Origin of the sequence: Hymenobacter sp. 5317J-9, assembly GCF_022921075.1 — a bacterium.
Taxonomy (GTDB): domain Bacteria; phylum Bacteroidota; class Bacteroidia; order Cytophagales; family Hymenobacteraceae; genus Hymenobacter.
The window spans coordinates 2318506-2335497 of sequence record NZ_CP095050.1; the positions used below are offsets into that span (position 1 = coordinate 2318506).

Sequence of the window (16992 nt, forward strand, 5' to 3'; positions counted from 1 at the left end):
GTTAGCGAATGGTCCAGCCGCCGTCGACTACCAGGTTGTGGCCCGTGACGAAATCAGACGCCGGGGCACTGAGATACACAAAAGCCCCCGCCAAATCCTCGGGCCGGCCGATGCGCCCCAGCGGGTTGCGCCGTTCCAGCTCGGCCACGAAACCAGGCTGCTCCTGCACCCGCGCGCTCGGAAACGCCCCCGGCGACACGCAGTTTACCTGAATATTCTCGGGCCCCAGATACGAAGCAAAATACTTGGTGAGCTGAATAACAGCGGCTTTGGCCGCGCCATAGTGGGGCGGGTTCAGAAACTGCGGGTGCGCGTCGTAGGCGGCAAAGTCAGGCGCCACCATGCCGTACATGGAGGCCACGTTGATGATTTTGCCGCCGCCGTTTTCGCGCAGGTAGGGCAGCACCTCGCGCAGGCAGCGGTAGGCGCTGCCCGCCGAGCCGTCGAGGCCAAGGGCAAACTGCTCGTCGGTCAGGGCATCGGGCTGCTGGCCGGCGCTGTATACGGCGTTGTTGATGAGCACGTGCGGCGCGCCGCGCTGTTCGCGGATGGCCCGAAAGGCGGCTTGAACTGACGGCGTGGACGCCACGTCGCAGGCCTGAAAGTACACGCGGCCTTTGGGGATTTCGTCGGCGAATTGTTCCGCAAAGCTGGCCTCCTGGCGGGCCAGCACCACCACGCGGGCCCCGTGCGCCAGCAGGCCCAGCACCACGGCCCGGCCCAGGTGGCCGTAGCCACCCGTCACAAGGACGAGACGGTCCGTCAGGTCGAACAGCTTGGAATAGTCGGCTAGGAGCGGGGCGGCCATGCGTAGGGCAGGATGAATTCGTCGGTGGTTTCGGCAAGCGCCAGCAGTTCGGGGCGCAGGTGCTCGGCAGGCAAAGAGAACGCGCCGGCCGCTACATTTTCCTGCAAATTAGCCACGGAGTCCACGCCCACCACCAGGCGCGCTACCCCCGGCGCGTAGGCCGCAAACTGCAGCAGCAGGGCCGGCAGCGGCACGTTTGCTTCCTGCGCGAGGCCCCGCAGCCGGGTCAGCTTGGGAGCCAGCGGCGCGAAGAAAGCGGGCAGGGCGACCGGGTCGCGCAGCAGCAGGCCCTGCAAAAACGCCGACCGCACGTGCACTTCTACCCCGCGCCGCGCCAGTTTCGGTAAAATGAGCCCGAAGCGCTGGTCCAGCACGTTGAAAGGCACTTGAACGAGGTCAGCATCGAGCCCCGTTTCCAGCAGCCAAGCCGCCTCCTGCGGGTGATAAAGCGACAAGCCAATGCGCTGCACCAGCCCCTCAGAGCGGGCTTCCCGTAGCGCCTCCCAACCCGCCTCCTGCTCCCGAAACGCACCGAAGCTGTGGAACATCACCCCGTACACGGCCGGCTGTCGCAGCCGCGCCCGTGACTCCTGCAGCTGGTGCTGCACCTGGGCGGCCGGACCGGCGGCCAGCTTGGTCACAACTTGAAAAGGGGGAGCCGTCGGGCTCTGCTCGCTCAGCCAGTGGCCCAGCCGGACTTCGCTGTCGCCATAGGCCGCGGCGGTGTCGAGCAGCGTGATGCCCGCGGCTTGGGCGGTGCGCAATACCGCGTGCACGGCCGCGTCGGAGGGGCGTCCGGCGGTGTTGTTGATGCCGTAGTCGAGCCCGAACTGGACCGTGCCCAGCGCGAGCCGGCTCAGAAAATCAGCGGAAGTCGGGGGGCTGCTAACCGGCATTGTCAGCAGTCACAAACTCGGTGATGCACGCCACCACGTAGGCTTGTTCCTCGTCGGTGAGCGTGGGGAAAAGCGGGATGCTGAGGCAGTGGGCGTAGTATTCTTCCACCAGCGGGAAGTCGCCGGCGCGCCAGCCCAGGCCTTCGTAGTAGGGCATGCGGTGCACCGGGATGTAGTGCACCTGCGCAAAAATCTGCCGCGTTTTCAGGAAATCGTACAGCCCCTTCCGGTCGGCTACCTCGATGACGTAGAGGTGGTAGGCGTGGCCGGGGCGGCCGTGGGCCAGCACCGTCACGCCGGGCACCTGGGCAAAGGCCGCGTCGTACTGGGCGGCCAGCTGGCGGCGGCGGGCCAGGCCTTCGTCGGCGCGGGCGAGCTGGCTCAGGCCCAGGGCGCAGTTGAAATCGGGCAGGCGGTAGTTGTAGCCCAACTCCTGCATTTCCATGTACCAGCCGCCGTCGGGCTCGCGCCGGAGGTCGGCCGGGTCGCGGGTGATGCCGTGGGTGCGCAGGCGCAGCAGGTGGTGGAACAGCTGCTCGGAGTTGGTGGTAATCATGCCGCCCTCGCCGGTGGCAATGTGCTTTACCGGGTGGAAGCTGAAAATGGCCAAATCGGCAAACTGGCCGTTGCCGCAGCGCTGCTTCTCGCCTTTGGAGTCAATGAAAAAGCCGCCCGGCGCGTGGCAGGAGTCCTCAATTATCCAGAGCCCGAACTCATCGGCCAGCTGGCGGGCTTCCTCTAGGTTCACCGCCAGGCCAGCAAAATCCACCGGAATCAAGCCCGTGAAATAGCCTTTGGGGTGCGCTTCCAGCAGGGCGCGCACCTTGGCCAAATCGATGAGTCCCGTATCCGGGTCGATGTCGGCAAAATGGACCTCGCCGCCGCAGTAGCGCACGCAGTTGGCCGAAGCCGCAAAGGTGAGCGGCGTGGTGACGACGTGCTGGCCGGGCTGCACGTTCAGGGCCAGCGCGCAGAGGTGCAGGGCAGCCGTGCCGTTGCTCACGGCCACGGCATACCGCGCGCCCACGTAGGCGGCAAACTGCTTTTCGAATTCGGCCACGGTAGGCCCCTGGGTTAGGTAATCAGCATGCAGGGCGGCCGTGACGGCGGCCACGTCGGCTTCGGTGATGTGCTGGCGGCCGTAAGGCAGGGGGCGGGTGGGGTGGAAAATAGATTCGGGCATGGACGGGCAAAGATAGAATCGGAAAGGAAAGCGCGGGAGCGAAGAAATGGTTGTTGCCGCATGGGGTTCCTGGTCTCCAATTCTTTACCTTTCTGTATCTTTCTACTTGTCCAAAACTCTCTTATACATGCCAGTGAAACCATTCTTGCTGCTTTTGATACTGGAATTGGTGAGCGGCTGTACCAGGGTTTGGGCTCAACCCGAAACGCGCAACTGGCGCTTTGCCCGCGGGGGCGGGCTAACGTTTCCGGCGGTGGGGCCGCCGGTGGCTACACCCAGCAGCGCGTTGGTATTTCATGAAGCTTGCTCAACCATATCCAGTGCTGATGGCCGCCTGCTTTGCTCTGCGAGCGGAACCCAGGTCTGGGACTCCACCAATGCGCCCATGCCCAATGGGATGTTGAGCAGAGGCCACGAGTCGGCCACACAAGGCGCCCTGCTGGTGCCCAGCCCCCGTAACCCGCAAGAGGTGTATCTCTTCACCGTTGATGCGCTTGAAAATGAGCTAAACAACGGCTTGCGCTACTCCATTATTGACCTGCGCTTGAGAGGGGGACTCGGCGATATCGGCCCGGTAAAGGAAGTGGCAGTGCCCCTGCCCGGTGGTCGGCTAAAAGTCACCGAAAAGCTAACGGCCGTGCCGCTACCCAACGGCCGTGACTACTGGATTATCGTGCATGACTGGGGTACTAACCTTTTCTATTGCTTTCTACTCAATCCTGCGGGCTTGCAGGCTGCACCGGTAGTCAGCGCTGTCGGGGCGGTTCATCAAAATCCTAACGCTGGCACTACGCTGTTCCAGTTCGATAACGCCGGCGGCTACCTACGGGCCGCACCCAACGGCCGACAGCTGGCGCTGGTGCAATCACGTGCGGGGCTGGAACTGTTTGACTTCAACAACCAGACTGGCCAGGTATCGAACGCCCGCTCTATTCCTACTGCTGCGGTAAGCTATTACGGCTTGGAGTTTTCGCCCGATAGCAGCAAGCTATACCTGACTGCATTACAGTTCCAGGCCAATGTTAGTGACCTAGGCGTTTATCAGCTTGATTTGGCGAATCAAAACACGCTGACAAGGGTTGGCACTGCTATCGGTGGGCTTGGCGCGGTGTTGCGCGGCAACGACTCGCGCCTTTATGTACGACAAGTTTTTACCGGCTACCTCGGCGTTATTGAAGTGCCTAACGCCGCCGGCTTAGCCTGCGACTTCCGCCCCAGCGGCCAGCCAATCAATTTGAGGGCTAATGACTTCGCCCGTGTGGGTTTGCCCAACTTTGCAGGTGGATTGGCGTCCATTCGTGTGGTCCTTAATGCGGCTGCCAGCCAATGCTGCGTTGGAAGCGCGGTCACTTTTAGCGCCGAAGTATTGCCTTTTTCCCCGGGCACTAGTTTTACCTGGAACTTTGGCGACGCGAGCGCTGGGCCCGCCAACATGGCCACGGGGTTCGGGGTGAGCCACGTGTATGCCCTGGCCGGCACGTTCACAGCAACCGTAACGGCGGTGTTGCCCGGGGGCGGCACCTACACGGCTCAACACCCGGTTACGGTGGTGGCTTCACCAGTGCTGAACCTGGGGCCGCGCCTGCGCACGCTGTGTGCAGGGCAAGCCTTAACCATCGGCCCGGTAGAGCAACCCGCAGGCACGACTTACCGCTGGCGCGACGGCCTTGCTACCGCGGCCCGCTCCGTGCGCGCCGCGGGCCGCTACGTGCTGACCCTCACGTCGCCAGAAGGGTGCACGGTGCAGGATTCCGTGGACGTACAATTGCTCCCCAAGCCGCTCATTAGCCTGGGGCGCGACACGGTGCTGTGCTTCGGGCAACCGGCCGTGCAGCTGTATGCCGGCCCGCAGCCCGCTGGTTCCAACTACCGCTGGCAGGACGGCAGCGTCGGAGCTACTTTCGCCGCAACCCAACCCGGCCTTTACCACGTGGAAGTGCGCAACGCTGCGGGCTGCGTCAGCACCGATTCGCTGCTGGTGAGCGACGAGGCCTGCCCGTTCACTATTCCCAATATCATCACGCCCAACGGCGACCGTTACAACGCCACCCTTGTGCTTCAAGGGTTATTGCCGTCCGCTTTCAGCCTGCGTGTTTTCAATCGTTGGGGCCGCGAGGTTTTTTCGCAAGCGGCTTACGACAACGCCTGGGCAGCCCAGGGCCTGCCCGATGGCGTCTATTACTACCTGCTCACCAAAACGGCTTCAGGTCGGAAAATCAAAGGCTGGGTAGAAGTCAAACGCTAAACTACACCGCAAAATCGGCATCCACGTGCAGGCGGATTTCCTCGCGAATCTGCTCGGCGTCGAGCCATTCCTCGTTATTGGCCGAGTCGTAGTAGAAGCCCAGCGGCACGCGTCGGCCGTTGAAATTCTTAATGAATTTCTCCACGTCCCAGGTCGGCATCGAGGGCAGGATGACGTAGTAGCGGTCCAGTTCCACGGTGCTCAGGGCGTCGGTTTCCGTAATCATGGCCTCGTGCAGCTTCTCACCGGGGCGAATGCCCACAATTTGCTGTTCGCACTCCGGCCCGATGGCGCGGGCCACTTCCGTAATTTTGTAGCTGGGGATTTTGGGCACGAAAATCTCGCCGCCCCAGGCGTGCTCCAGCGCATACAGCACCAAATCAACACCTTCTTCGAGCGAGATGTTGAAGCGCGTCATGTCGGGGTGGGTGATGGGCAGCACGCCCTTGTGCCGCTCCTGCAAAAAGAACGGCACCACCGAGCCGCGCGAGCCGATTACGTTGCCGTAGCGCACCACCGAAAAGCGCAGGTCGCGGGCGCCCTTCATGTTGTTGGCCGCCACGAAGAGCTTGTCCGAGCACAGCTTGGTGGCGCCGTACAGGTTGATGGGGGCAGCGGCCTTGTCGGTGCTGAGGGCCACCACGTCTTTCACGCCCGAGTCGAGGGCGGCGTTGATGACGTTTTCGGCGCCGAAGATGTTGGTTTTGATGCACTCCATCGGGTTGTACTCGGCGGCGGGCACCTGCTTGAGGGCGGCGGCGTGAATCACGATGTCGATGCCCTCGCAGGCGCGGTGCAGGCGCTGGGGGTCGCGCACGTCGCCGATGAAATAGCGGATGGCCGGGTACTTCGCCGGGCTGAACTCCTGGCTCATCTCGTACTGCTTCAGCTCGTCGCGCGAAAACACCACAAGGCGCTTCACCAGGGGAAATTGTTCGAAAACGGTGCGCACGAACTGCTTGCCGAACGAGCCGGTGCCCCCCGTGACGAGGATGGATTTGTGGTTGAGGTCGAGAGCCATGAAAAAAGGTAAGCCAAAACAGGACTGCAAAAGTAGAACATTGTAGCGTGGACTCGGCGAGTCCGTGCATCGTGGGCCATGTAAGTCGTTTGCCAACGCGCGAACTCGCCGAGTCCACGCTACATTCCCGACCTTCGCGCCGCAGAGCTTCTGCCGCGGCCCCGATGTTATTCAACTCCCTCCACTTTCTGGTCTTTTTCCCGCTGGTAGTCGGGTTGTATTTCGGCCTGCCGCCGCGCTGGCGCGGGCCGCTGCTGCTGCTGGCCAGCTACTACTTCTACATGAGCTGGCGGGCCGTGTATGCCCTGCTGCTGCTGGCCACCACGCTGGTGGATTACTACAGCGGCTACCGCATGAGCCAGCTGGCCACCAAACAGGAGCGGCGGCCCTACCTCTACCTTAGCCTGGTTAGCAACCTGGGTACGCTGTTTGTTTTCAAGTACTTCAACTTTTTTCGGGATTCGGTGCTGCAGCTGGCCGAGGCCTTTCACCTGCCGCACGGCAGCGGGCCGGCGCTGGGGCTGCTGCTGCCGGTGGGCGTGTCGTTCTACACGTTTCAGTCGGTGGGCTACATCATCGATGTGTACCAGGGCCGGCTGGAAGCGGAGCGGAATTTTGGGCGCTTTGCCTTGTTCGTGGCGTTTTTTCCGCAGCTGGTGGCCGGGCCCATCGAGCGGGGCGGGCACATGCTGCCGCAGTTTCGGCGGGAGCACCGCTTCGATTACGCCCGCATCGTGAGCGGGCTGCGGCTCATGGCCTGGGGCCTGTTCAAAAAAGTGGTGGTGGCCGACCGCCTGGCCCTGCTCGTGAATCCCGTGTTCAACAACCCGCGCCAGCATCCCGAGGGGCCGCTGCTGGTGCTGGCCACGCTGGCCTTCACCTTCCAGATTTACGGCGACTTCTCGGGGTATACGGACATGGCCCGGGGCGCGGCCCGCGTGCTGGGCTTCGATTTCAACCTCAACTTTCGGCAGCCCTACCTCTCGGCCTCGGTGCCCGAATTCTGGCGGCGCTGGCACATTTCGCTGTCGAGCTGGTTCCGCGACTACGTGTACATTCCGCTGGGCGGCAGCCGGGTGCGGCCCGCCCGTGCTTACGCCAACTTGCTGGCCGTGTTCCTCATCAGCGGCCTCTGGCACGGCGCCAACTGGACGTTTCTGGTGTGGGGCGGCCTGCACGGCTTGTACCTGGTGCTCAGTACCTGGGCGCGCCCATTGAAGGAGCGGCTGGCCCAGCTTACCGGGTTGGCCGGGCACCCGCGGCTGCGGCGGGTGTGGGGCGTGCTGGTCACGTTCGGGCTGGTGGCCTACGCCTGGATTTTCTTTCGCGCCAACACCTTTGGCGATGCCGTTTTTATCAGCCAGCACCTATTCAACGGCTGGGACCAGTTGGGGGGGAGGGGCACGACCACGCTGCTGCTGGAGTTTTCGCAGCACTACCGGCCCGAACTGGCGGTGGCCGCCTTCGGGGTCCTGTTGATGCTGGGCGTCGAATATTTTGGCCGGGCGCGTAGCCTGCAGGCCTGGGTTTCGGCCCAGTCGGTGGCGGTGCGCTGGTCGGGCTACGTGGGCTTGGCCTTGCTGATTCTGTATTTGGGTGTGTTCAATAGCACCTCGTTTATCTATTTTCAATTTTGAAAACGCCCCAACTTTCTGCGGTTTGGAAGCTGCTGGGGCGGCTGATGCTGCTAGTGGGCGCGTTGCTGCTCGCCGCGCTGGCCCTCGGGCCGGTGGTGCTGCGCGGGCGGGTCGATGCGTTTTATGGCCGCTTCACGGGGCCGCCGGCGGGCTCTCTTATTCTGGGTACTTCGCGGGCGGCGCAGGGCATTCGGCCGGCGCTGCTGGCCGCGCAACTGGGGCAGCAATTTGAGGGGCCGTGGCTGAATTATGCCTTCACGCTCACGCACTCGCCCTACGGGCCGGCGTACCTGCGCAGCATGCAGCGCAAGCTGCGGTCCGAGGTGCGCAAGGGCCTGTTTGTGGTGGCCGTCGACCCGTGGTCGCTCTCACTCACCGGGCCGGAAGGGGTTTATCCCGAAAACAATTCTTTCATCGGCCAGCTTCACGAGGTAAGCCAGAACCCCAATCTGGCCTACCTGACCACCTACCAGACCAAGCCGCTCTACCGCCTGCTGCTCGACTACGCCACCGCCACCGAACGCCTGCACCCTGACGGCTGGCTGGAGGTCAACATCGGTACCGACAGCGCCCAGGTGCGCGCCCGCACCGCCCGCAAGCTCCAGGACTACCGCCTGCTGGCCGCCAGCCAGCACCTCTCGGCGGGCCGCCTGCAGGCCCTGCGGCAAACGGTGCACTTCCTGCAACAGCACGGGCAGGTAGTGCTGGTGCGACTGCCCGTCGGGCCTTCGCTATTGGCTTTGGAAGACACGTACCAGCCCGATTTTGACGGGCAAATACGCCGGCTAGCCGCGCAGGCAGCCGTGCCCTATCTGGATTACAGCCGCGCACCCTACGCCACCACCGACGGCAACCATTTGCAGCGCAGCGCCAGCGGGCCATTTAGCCGGCAGCTGGCCAGTGATTTGCGCAAATTGCTGGTTCATTGACCACTAGCGCGCTTGTGCAGCCACTTCGTACACGTAGATGTGCCAGTAGGCCCGGGCATCGGCAAAGTCGGCCACGGGCCGCAGGCCGCTACGGGCGGGGCTAGCCAGCCGCGCCGCGCTGAAGATGAAGCGGCCTCCCATTTTTCGGAACGCGGCGGCATCAAGGGCCCAGTCCTGCACGGTGCGCACGGGCGAGGCGGGCACGAGAAAGTTGCGGCCCAGCTCGTGCGAGAAAAAGTAGCAGCGGTTGCCCCAGGCATCGAAGTAGGTGCGCAGGGCGGGGTCTTTGGCCAGCTCGCCGGCAATGAGGGGGCGGAACCGGTGCTTGTAGCTCAGCGGGTAGCTGTTCTGGTTGCTGTCGAGGGTGTAGAAGTCGTTGAGCTGGGCCACGGCGGGCGCAAAGCCGAGGCAGCCGACGCGGTAGCCGCTGGGTGGCATACCTGTGCGCTGAGCTAAGTAGGTTTTGATGTTGGTGAATAGCGGCGTGGCCACGTACTGGGCGTAATTCGGCTGGCCCTTTTTGGGATGCCCGGCCAGCTCGCGCAGGTTGTTGGTCCATTCGGTATTCATCAGCAGGCCGATGCAGAGCTGCCCCGCCACCAGCACCCCGGCCACCAGGTGCCGGCGGGGCGGCAGCAGCCGTAGGCTCAGCGCCAGCACGCCAAAACTGGCTAGCGGCAGCAGGAACCCCAGCCGCGTGAGGTTGAAGGCGTGTAGCAGCGGCAGGCGGTGTTGCACCAAGGCCACGCCCTGTAGCACAAACCCGCAGAAAATGGCCACGCCCACCATGCCCACTACCCAAGGGGCCAGCCGGCGCGCGGCCACCCGCCAGCCGCCCCGGCCCCAGGCCAGAGCCGCCAGCACCGCCAGCGCCATTGCCCCGCGAAAAAACTGGCTCGAATGGTATTGCCCCAGCAACAGGAAATTAGCCGCCGAGCGCAGGCCGGGCCCCAGCCCAAACGCCACCGTCCGCAGCAAATCATGCTCGACGCGGTGCGACACGAATTGCTGCGTCACCAGCAGCGAATAAAAAAGCGGCCACTCCACCACCACGTACATCAGCGCCAGCAGGGCCGCGGCGGCCCTGACTCGCCACGCAGCCGCGCGGCGCCCGTGCCAGGCGTCATACAGCGCCAGCCCCGCCATGGCCCCGCCAAGGAAAGGACCCACAAACACAAAAAACGACCACACCGGAAATGCCGCCACCAGCAGCCAGGGCCACCACTTCCCGCGGCCTTCGCGCAGGCGCAACACTGCCAGCAGCAGGGCCGGCTGCCCTAGCACCGTCAGGCCATACACGGAATAAATGGGCAGCGTGGCCCAGGCCAGCGCCAGGCCCGCCGCCAGCCACCGCCGCTTTGGGCCCGGCAGCCAGCGGTGGCGCAGCAGCGCCCACATGCCCAGCAACCCCAGCAGCCGCACCAACACCTGGTTTATGAGGTAAGCGGCCCAGGGGAGAAACATCCCAAACAGCCACACCGTCGGGTTCAGCCCCGAGCGCAGGGCGTTGCGCGGCAACCCGTTCATGATGCTCGGTATCACGGTAGTAGGCCGATAGTCGAACACCACCCGAAACTTGTTCAGCAGATAAGGGCTGCCGATTTCGGTGTCCAGGTTGTCGTGGATGGTGATAAAGCTGTGGCTGCCCAGCGCCAGAAACGGCAGCAGAAACAGCACCAGCCCCGCCAGCGCCAGGGGCAACGGCCGTAGAAATGTGCGCCCGGTTTTCATTGTCCTTCGGTCAGCATGGCTAGCTGGCGGCAATTTCGGCCAGGCGCGCCGTGAGGGCGCGGCGCGAGTAGCGGTGGTGGCTCACGGCTGGCAGGTCGAGGTTGGGGTTGTGGCGCCACTGGGCCACCAGGGTTTCCAGCGTGGCCAGCATCAGGGCCAAGTTGCGATAGGGCAGAGCTTGGCCCGCATCGCATTCCTGCAGCAGGTTGTCGGCATCGGAACCGGCCGGGCCCACGCACAGAATGGGTTTGTTCGCCGCCAGGTACTCAAAAATCTTCCCGGGCAGGATGCCGAAATTGCGCGGCACGTCCGGAATGGCCATCAGCAGCGCGGAGGCACTGAGCAGGTATTCCACCGACTTGTCGTGTGGCACAAACGGAATGAACTCCGTAGCCGCCTGCAAACCCGCCCGCTCAATCTGCCCGCGCAGCTGCGCCGATACCTGGCCCACAAAGCGCAGCCGCAGCGGCACGTCGGGGTGCCGTTTGGCGCAGGTGGCCACGGCTTCCAGCAGGCATTCAATGTTATAAAGCTCCGTGATGGTGCCGGTGTGCGTAATGCGCAGGTAGTCGGAAGGCGGCTGCGAGAGCTTCTGAAAATCCGACTCGTCGTAGCCATTGGGCAGCACCTGAAACTTGCCCGCCGGCAGCTCCGGCAGCTTGGCCAGAAACAGCCGCTTGGTTTCGGGCGAAGTCACCAGCACGGTATCGGCCTGCGTCAGCACTTGCCGCTCGTAGCGCGCATCGAGCCAGGACGCTAGCGGCGTGTGGTGCAGGTCTTTATAGTAGTAAATGTCCGTCCAGGGGTCGCGCAGGTCGGCCAGCCAGCGCAGGCCGTGGCGCTTTTTCAGCTCCAGCCCGATGAGCTGCGTGGAGTGCGGCGGCGAGGACGTGAGCACGGCGTCGAACTGCTCACCGGCGGCCAGCAGTTGCTCCACCGCCGCCAGAGCGTGGCGGTTCCAGCCGCGGCGCGGGTCCGGAATGAACAGGTTGCCACGCACGAAGCGCAGGGCTTTTTGCATCAGACCGGGCTTGCCTTCGTTGGCGAAGCCGCCGTAGGGCACGGCGCGCCCGGTCAGCTTCTTGTAGCTTTCAAAGGGCTCCGAGGTTTTGGTGCGGATGACGCGCACATCGGCGGGCACTTCGGCCAGCAGGCTTTCGTCGCGCACGGGGTAGGTGGCCTGGGCCGGGTCCACGGTTATCACGGTGGCCTCCACGCCGAACTGGCCCAGGTGCTTTACCCACTTGAGGCAGCGCTGCACGCCGGCCCCGCCCGATGGCGGCCAATAATAGGTGATGACAAGCAGGCGCAACGGACGGGTGGCGGGCACGGGAGCAGGGGAGAGCAGGCGGGGCGCGAAGGTACACGCTTTGCCGGTTTTCGGCCTTTTGTGGTTACTTTTGGGGTTCAATAACTGCCTGATTTCGCGCGGCTCGTCCGCGCCCGGTCGGCTTCTTCCGTACCTCCCGCTCAACTCAGCGATTCATGTTTGATAATCTCTCCACTAAGCTCGACCGGGCGATAAAAACCCTGAAAGGTCAGGGCAGCATCTCGGAAATCAACGTCGCGGCCACCATCAAGGAAATCCGCCGCGCCCTGGTCGATGCCGACGTTAACTACAAGGTTGCCAAAGAAGTAACCGACAAAATCAAAGATGCCGCCATGGGCCGCGACGTGCTCACGGCCGTGTCGCCGGGCCAGCTCATGGTCAAAATCGTCTACGATGAGCTCACCGAGCTCATGGGCGGCGAGAAGAAGGACATCGTCATCAAGGGCGACCCGGCCGTGATTCTGCTCTCGGGCCTGCAGGGTTCGGGCAAAACCACCTTCGCCGGCAAGCTGGCCAGCTACGTCAAGAAGCAGGGCCGCAACACCCTGCTGGTGGCTTGCGACGTGTATCGCCCAGCTGCTATCGACCAGTTGAAGGTGCTGGGCGAGCAAATCGGCGTGGAAGTGTATTCGGAAGTTGAGAACAAAAACCCGGTTGAAATCTCGCGCAACGCCATCGACTACGCCCGCAAAAACGGCAAGAAGGTGGTGATTATCGACACCGCCGGCCGCCTGGCCGTGGACGAGCAGATGATGCGCGAGATTGAGGCCGTGAAGTCGGCCATCAACCCCAGCGAAACGCTGTTTGTGGTGGACTCCATGACCGGCCAGGACGCCGTGAACACTGCTAAAACCTTCAACGACCGCCTCAACTTCGACGGCGTGGTGCTCACCAAGCTCGACGGCGACTCGCGCGGCGGTGCGGCCCTCTCCATTCGGGCCGTGGTGGAAAAGCCAATCAAGTTCATCTCGACGGGCGAGAAGATGGACGCCCTCGACCTGTTCTACCCCGACCGCATGGCCCAGCGCATCCTGGGCATGGGCGACGTGATTTCGCTGGTGGAGCGGGCGCAGCAGCAGTTCGACGAGGACGAAGCCAAGCGCATCGAAAAGAAAATCCGGAAGAACCAATTCGACTTCAACGACTTCCTCGGCCAGCTCGAGCAAATCAAGAAGATGGGCAACATCAAGGACTTGATGGGCATGATTCCGGGCATGAGCAAGGCCATGAAGGATGTGGAAATCGACGACGACGCCTTCAAGCCCGTCGAGGCCATCATTCGGAGCATGACCAAGCAGGAGCGCGCTAACCCCGACCTGCTCAACGCCTCGCGCAAGCGCCGCCTAGCCAAAGGCTCGGGCACGGAGCTGCAGCAGGTGAACGACCTGATGAAGCAGTTCGACCAGATGCGCCAGATGATGCGCAAAATGAACAAGCTCAGCCAGACCAAAGGCGGCCTCGCCCAGATGCAGAAGATGATGGGCGGCATGCGCGGCGGTGGCGGCGGCATGATGGGCCGCTAACGTCGGCGCTACGGCGCACGGCCCCAACGAAAAAGCCCGGACAATTGTCCGGGCTTTTTCGTTGGGGCCGTGCGCCGAGAGCAAGGAAAAGCAGGGCAGCAACGGGCAAATCAGAACGGCCCAGCTGAAAAAGTTATCGAGTCAGGAATCTTTTGGTGCAATTCTTGTTAGCCTCATCGTGAAAGAATAGTTTTTTAAGGTGTTTTGGTATGGAAAGGGACGGCGCGCTGCGTCGTCCTTTTTTTATTGCTTTGGCTGTGAGGTCCAAATAAAAGCCCGGCTCCGCTCTGCGGGGCCGGGCTTTTGTCAATCGCGGCTTTGCACTGAGCAACGCTAGGCTTTCACGTCGTAGCGGTCCAACATCATCACCTTGTGCCAAGCCTTCACGAAGGCCTTCACGAAGCGCGGGTGGCCGTCCTGGCCGGCGTACACCTCGGCCACGGCACGGAGCTGGCTGTTCGAACCGAATACGAGGTCGGCGCGGGTGGCCGCGTAGCCCTTCTTACCAGCGGTGCGGGGTTCGAGGGTGAAGGTCAGGCCCGCCGGGTCGGCCTTTTTCCAATCGAAGTCCGGGCTGGTGAGCACCGTGAAGAAGTCGTTGGTGAGAACGCCCACGCGGTCGGTGAAGATGCCGTAAGGGGAGCTGTCGTGGTTGGCGTTCATGGCGCGCAGGCCGCCGGTGAGGGCCACCCACTCGGGCGCGGTCAGCGACAGCAGCTGTGCTTTATCGAGGAACATCTGCTCCGGGGCCACGCCTTGGGCGATGTCTTTGAAGCCTTTGTCGAGGTAGTTGCGGAAGCCGTCGGCCACGGGCTTGAGCCAGTTGAACATCTCGATGTCGGTGAGTTCCTGCGTGGTATCGCGGCGGCCGGGGGTGAAGGGCACTTCGGTAGGCACGCCCGCGTCGGCGGCGGCTTTTTCGAGCGCCGCGCAACCGCCCAGCACGATGAGGTCGGCCAGCGACACTTTTTTGCCGCCCGCGGCGGCGCCGTTGAATTTTTCCTGCAGGGTGCGCAGGGCCGCTACCACGGGCACCGTGCGGCGGTTCACAGCCCAATCCTTTTGCGGGGTCAGGGCGAGGCGGCCGCCGTTGGCGCCGCCGCGCTTGTCGCTGTGGCGGTGCGTCACGGCTGCCGAGAAGGCGGTGAACACCAGGTCAGACACTGACAGGCTCAGGCCCATGATGTCCTTTTTCAGCGCCGCCACGTCGGCCGCGTCGATAGGCGTGTAGTCGGCCACTGGGATGGGGTCCTGCCACAGCAGGTCGTTATCGTTGCGCTTTTCGGGGCCGAGGTAGCGCTCGCGCGGGCCCATATCGCGGTGCGTGAGCTTGTACCAGGCTTTGGAAAAGGCCTGAGTGAAGGCGTCGAAATCGCCCAGGAATTTCTCGCATACCTTCCGGTATTCGGGGTCTTCCTTCAGCGCGATATCGGTGGTCATCATCATCAGCGCGTTCATCTGGCCGGGGATGTGGGCGTCGGGCGTTTTGGGCGCGTTTTTGTCCACGGGCGTCCACTGCAGGGCGCCGGCCGGGCTTTTGGTCTGCTCCCACTCAAACTTGAAGAGGTTGGTGAGGTAGTCGTTGTCCCACTGCGTGGGGTTGGGTGTCCAGCTGCCTTCGATGCCGTTGGTCATCGTGTTTTCGGCGTTGCCGTTGCCGCGCGGGTTGTGCCAGCCCAGGCCCATCTGCTCCATTGGGGCGATTTCGGGCGGCATCCCGATTTCCTTCGAGGGCACCATGCCGTGGCTCTTGCCGAAGGCGTGGCCGCCGGCAATGAGGGCCACGGTTTCCTCGTTGTTCATGGCCATGCGCGTGAAGGTGGTCCGGATGTCGCGGGCCGAGCCCAGCGGGTCGCCGTTGGCGTAGGGCCCTTCCGGGTTCACGTAAATCAGGGCTTGGTGCGAGGCGGCCAGCGGGTTTTCGAGGTCGTAGTCGGCGTCGCCGTTCTGGCCGCGCCAGCGCTTATCGCGGTTCACCATCTTGTCGGGCGCCTCGGCCGTGCGCAGGTCGTGAATCACCTCGGGGCCCCAGTAAGTGGCGTTGTCGGCCTCCCAGGCATCCTGGCGGCCGCCGGCGAAGCCGTAGGTGGGGAAGCCCATGATTTCCAGCGCGCAGTTGCCGGTCAGCACGATGAGGTCGGCCCAGGAGAGGGCGCTGCCGTACTTCTGCTTGATGGGCCAGATGAGGCGGCGCGACTTGTCGGTGTTGCCGTTGTCCCACCAGCTGTCGATGGGGGCGAAGCGCTGCAGGGCCTCGCCGGCGCCGCCGCGGCCGTCGGCAATGCGGTAGGTGCCGGCCGAATGCCAGGCCATGCGAATCATCTGCGGGCCGTAGTTGCCGTAGTCCGACGGCCACCAGTCCACCGACGTGGTCAGGAAGCTTTTGATTTCCTGCTTCAGCGCCTCCAAATCAATCTTATTGAAGGCAGCGGCGTAGTCGAAATCCTCGCCCAGCGGGTTGGCCTGTGGCCCGTTCTGGTGCAGCAGCTCCACTTTCAGGCGGTTGGGGTACCAGTCGGCGAGGGTGGGCGGGGTACCTTCCACGCCGCCGATGCGGTCGCCGCCGAAGGGGCACTTGCCCTGCATGTTGAAGGACGCGGTGTTGGTTTTGTCGTGTTCGATGTGGAGCATAAAAGTTTGGGGTTGTTGGCAGAATGCAAGTGGATTAGCGGCAGCGTTCAGCAACGTACCGCTGTGATTGTGAAGGGCGCATTAACTAAGTTGCAAGCGCCCGCCGGTTACGGCCGTGCTTTACGGTAATTCGCCTACAGAGGTGCTTATAAGCCAAAATTGTGTAAGGCGATGCCGCTGCAATCCGCATCCCGGCAGGGGGCCGGCGTTCAGAAATTGACTGTTGGGCCGGGGGCGGTGTAAGGTTGAGCGGGGCGGCCCGTCTGGCAGGGCGGGCCCACGCGTCCGCAGTACCTTGCACCTGTTTCCCGCGCATCTCAAAATTTATGAAACAGCTCGTTGAAAAGCACCCGCTGGCCATTCGCTGGTTTCACTGGGTCAATTTTCCGGTCCTTGCCCTCATGATTTGGAGCGGGCTCTGGATTTACTGGGCCAACGACGTGTACCGCCTCGGCTGGGGTAACACCACGCTGCTCAAGTTCTTTCCGCAGTCGTTCTATGAGGCGTTCAACATCCCTTTCCAACTCGCCAAGGGCATGAGCTGGCACTTCGTGCTGATGTGGGTGTTCTTCTTGAACGGCCTGCTCTACGTGCTTTACACCATTTTCTCGGGCGAGTGGCGCTACCTGCTGCCCACCCGGCACTCGTTCAAAGAAGCCATCCAAGTAGTATTGCACGACCTGGGCCTCTCCAAAAAGTCGCTGCCGGTGCGCAAATTCAACGGCGCCCAGCAGATTGCCTACACCAGCGTCATTCTGATGGGCGTGGGCTCGGTGCTCAGTGGGCTGGCCATTTACAAGCCGGTGCAGTTCAGCTGGCTCACGCAGCTGCTGGGCGGCTACGAGTTCGCGCGAATCATCCACTTTGCTCTCACCATCGGCTACGTGCTGTTTTTCGTGGTGCACATTGCCCAGGTGGTGCGGGCGGGCTGGAATAATTTCCGGGCCATGGTGGCGGGTTTTGAAATCGTGGAGGTGAACCCCGCTACGCACGAAGTCAAGGCCGGCCCCACGGCCCTGCCGCCCGCCGATGCTTCCCTTTCTCCCAACTAGCTGACC

The 16992-nt window shown here is 63.2% G+C and carries 12 protein-coding genes; 5 read left to right on the forward strand and 7 right to left on the reverse strand.

Going from position 1 to position 16992, the window contains the following annotated elements:
• Window position 1 precedes the first annotated feature (1 nt).
• Genes MUN81_RS09665 through pseC form a run of 3 tightly spaced genes read right to left on the reverse strand, consistent with a single transcriptional unit; the run spans window position 2 to window position 2887 of the window.
• Window positions 2-808 carry an SDR family oxidoreductase gene (locus MUN81_RS09665; RefSeq protein ID WP_245117094.1) on the reverse strand — a complete coding sequence of 269 codons (807 nt, stop codon included), beginning with the start codon at window positions 806-808 and terminating at the stop codon, window positions 2-4.
• The gene (locus MUN81_RS09670) at window positions 790-1704 is read right to left on the reverse strand and encodes an aldo/keto reductase (RefSeq protein WP_245117095.1); all 915 of its coding nucleotides are present in this window, start codon (window positions 1702-1704) and stop codon (window positions 790-792) included. Before MUN81_RS09670 ends, MUN81_RS09665 begins: the two co-directional genes overlap by 19 nt.
• A complete protein-coding gene (gene pseC, locus MUN81_RS09675) occupies window positions 1694-2887 on the reverse strand; it encodes a UDP-4-amino-4,6-dideoxy-N-acetyl-beta-L-altrosamine transaminase (RefSeq protein ID WP_245117096.1) in 1194 nt (397 codons plus the stop codon). Before pseC ends, MUN81_RS09670 begins: the two co-directional genes overlap by 11 nt.
• A 106-nt stretch (window positions 2888-2993) precedes the next feature.
• Between pseC and MUN81_RS09680 the strand changes: the two genes are divergently transcribed.
• Window positions 2994-5132, forward strand: a complete 2139-nt coding sequence (locus MUN81_RS09680; protein WP_245117097.1) for a gliding motility-associated C-terminal domain-containing protein — start codon at window positions 2994-2996, stop codon at window positions 5130-5132.
• Between the two features lies 1 nt (window position 5133).
• Here the strand turns inward: MUN81_RS09680 and pseB are convergent, their stop codons facing one another.
• A complete protein-coding gene (pseB, locus tag MUN81_RS09685) occupies window positions 5134-6153 on the reverse strand; it encodes a UDP-N-acetylglucosamine 4,6-dehydratase (inverting) (protein ID WP_245117098.1) in 1020 nt (339 codons plus the stop codon).
• Window positions 6154-6317: 164 nt separating this feature from the next.
• Here pseB and MUN81_RS09690 point away from each other — a divergent pair, with 164 nt between their 5' ends.
• Complete coding sequence (locus tag MUN81_RS09690; RefSeq protein WP_245117099.1) at window positions 6318-7790, forward strand: MBOAT family O-acyltransferase; 1473 nt, start codon at window positions 6318-6320, stop codon at window positions 7788-7790.
• The gene (locus MUN81_RS09695) at window positions 7787-8719 is read left to right on the forward strand and encodes a hypothetical protein (RefSeq protein ID WP_245117100.1); all 933 of its coding nucleotides are present in this window, start codon (window positions 7787-7789) and stop codon (window positions 8717-8719) included. The genes MUN81_RS09690 and MUN81_RS09695 overlap by 4 nt, the downstream gene beginning before the upstream one ends.
• A 3-nt stretch (window positions 8720-8722) precedes the next feature.
• On the opposite strand, the gene MUN81_RS09700 is transcribed toward MUN81_RS09695, so the two are convergent.
• Entirely contained in the window at window positions 8723-10450 is a 1728-nt protein-coding gene (locus tag MUN81_RS09700) for a DUF6044 family protein (RefSeq protein WP_245117101.1), read from the reverse strand.
• 19 nt (window positions 10451-10469) lie between these two features.
• Window positions 10470-11780 carry a glycosyltransferase family 4 protein gene (locus tag MUN81_RS09705; RefSeq protein ID WP_245117102.1) on the reverse strand — a complete coding sequence of 437 codons (1311 nt, stop codon included), beginning with the start codon at window positions 11778-11780 and terminating at the stop codon, window positions 10470-10472.
• Between the two features lie 155 nt (window positions 11781-11935).
• Between MUN81_RS09705 and ffh the strand changes: the two genes are divergently transcribed.
• On the forward strand, window positions 11936-13303 hold the full coding sequence (ffh, locus tag MUN81_RS09710) for a signal recognition particle protein (RefSeq protein ID WP_245117103.1): 1368 nt from the start codon (window positions 11936-11938) through the stop codon (window positions 13301-13303).
• Between the two features lie 333 nt (window positions 13304-13636).
• Here ffh and katG read toward each other — a convergent pair whose 3' ends face one another.
• Window positions 13637-15934, reverse strand: a complete 2298-nt coding sequence (gene katG, locus MUN81_RS09715; protein WP_245117104.1) for a catalase/peroxidase HPI — start codon at window positions 15932-15934, stop codon at window positions 13637-13639.
• A gap of 326 nt (window positions 15935-16260) precedes the next feature.
• Between katG and MUN81_RS09720 the strand changes: the two genes are divergently transcribed.
• The gene (locus tag MUN81_RS09720) at window positions 16261-16986 is read left to right on the forward strand and encodes a cytochrome b/b6 domain-containing protein (protein WP_245117105.1); all 726 of its coding nucleotides are present in this window, start codon (window positions 16261-16263) and stop codon (window positions 16984-16986) included.
• Window positions 16987-16992: the final 6 nt, after the last annotated feature.

Coding starts and splice junctions, on each gene's coding strand:
- MUN81_RS09720 (WP_245117105.1), top strand. CDS start 16,261: ATGAAACAGCTCGTTGAAAAGCACCCGCTGGCCATTCGCTGGTTTCAC.
- pseB (WP_245117098.1), bottom strand. CDS start 6,153: ATGGCTCTCGACCTCAACCACAAATCCATCCTCGTCACGGGGGGCACC.
- MUN81_RS09665 (WP_245117094.1), bottom strand. CDS start 808: ATGGCCGCCCCGCTCCTAGCCGACTATTCCAAGCTGTTCGACCTGACG.
- MUN81_RS09690 (WP_245117099.1), top strand. CDS start 6,318: ATGTTATTCAACTCCCTCCACTTTCTGGTCTTTTTCCCGCTGGTAGTC.
- ffh (WP_245117103.1), top strand. CDS start 11,936: ATGTTTGATAATCTCTCCACTAAGCTCGACCGGGCGATAAAAACCCTG.
- MUN81_RS09700 (WP_245117101.1), bottom strand. CDS start 10,450: ATGAAAACCGGGCGCACATTTCTACGGCCGTTGCCCCTGGCGCTGGCG.
- MUN81_RS09670 (WP_245117095.1), bottom strand. CDS start 1,704: ATGCCGGTTAGCAGCCCCCCGACTTCCGCTGATTTTCTGAGCCGGCTC.
- pseC (WP_245117096.1), bottom strand. CDS start 2,887: ATGCCCGAATCTATTTTCCACCCCACCCGCCCCCTGCCTTACGGCCGC.
- katG (WP_245117104.1), bottom strand. CDS start 15,934: ATGCTCCACATCGAACACGACAAAACCAACACCGCGTCCTTCAACATG.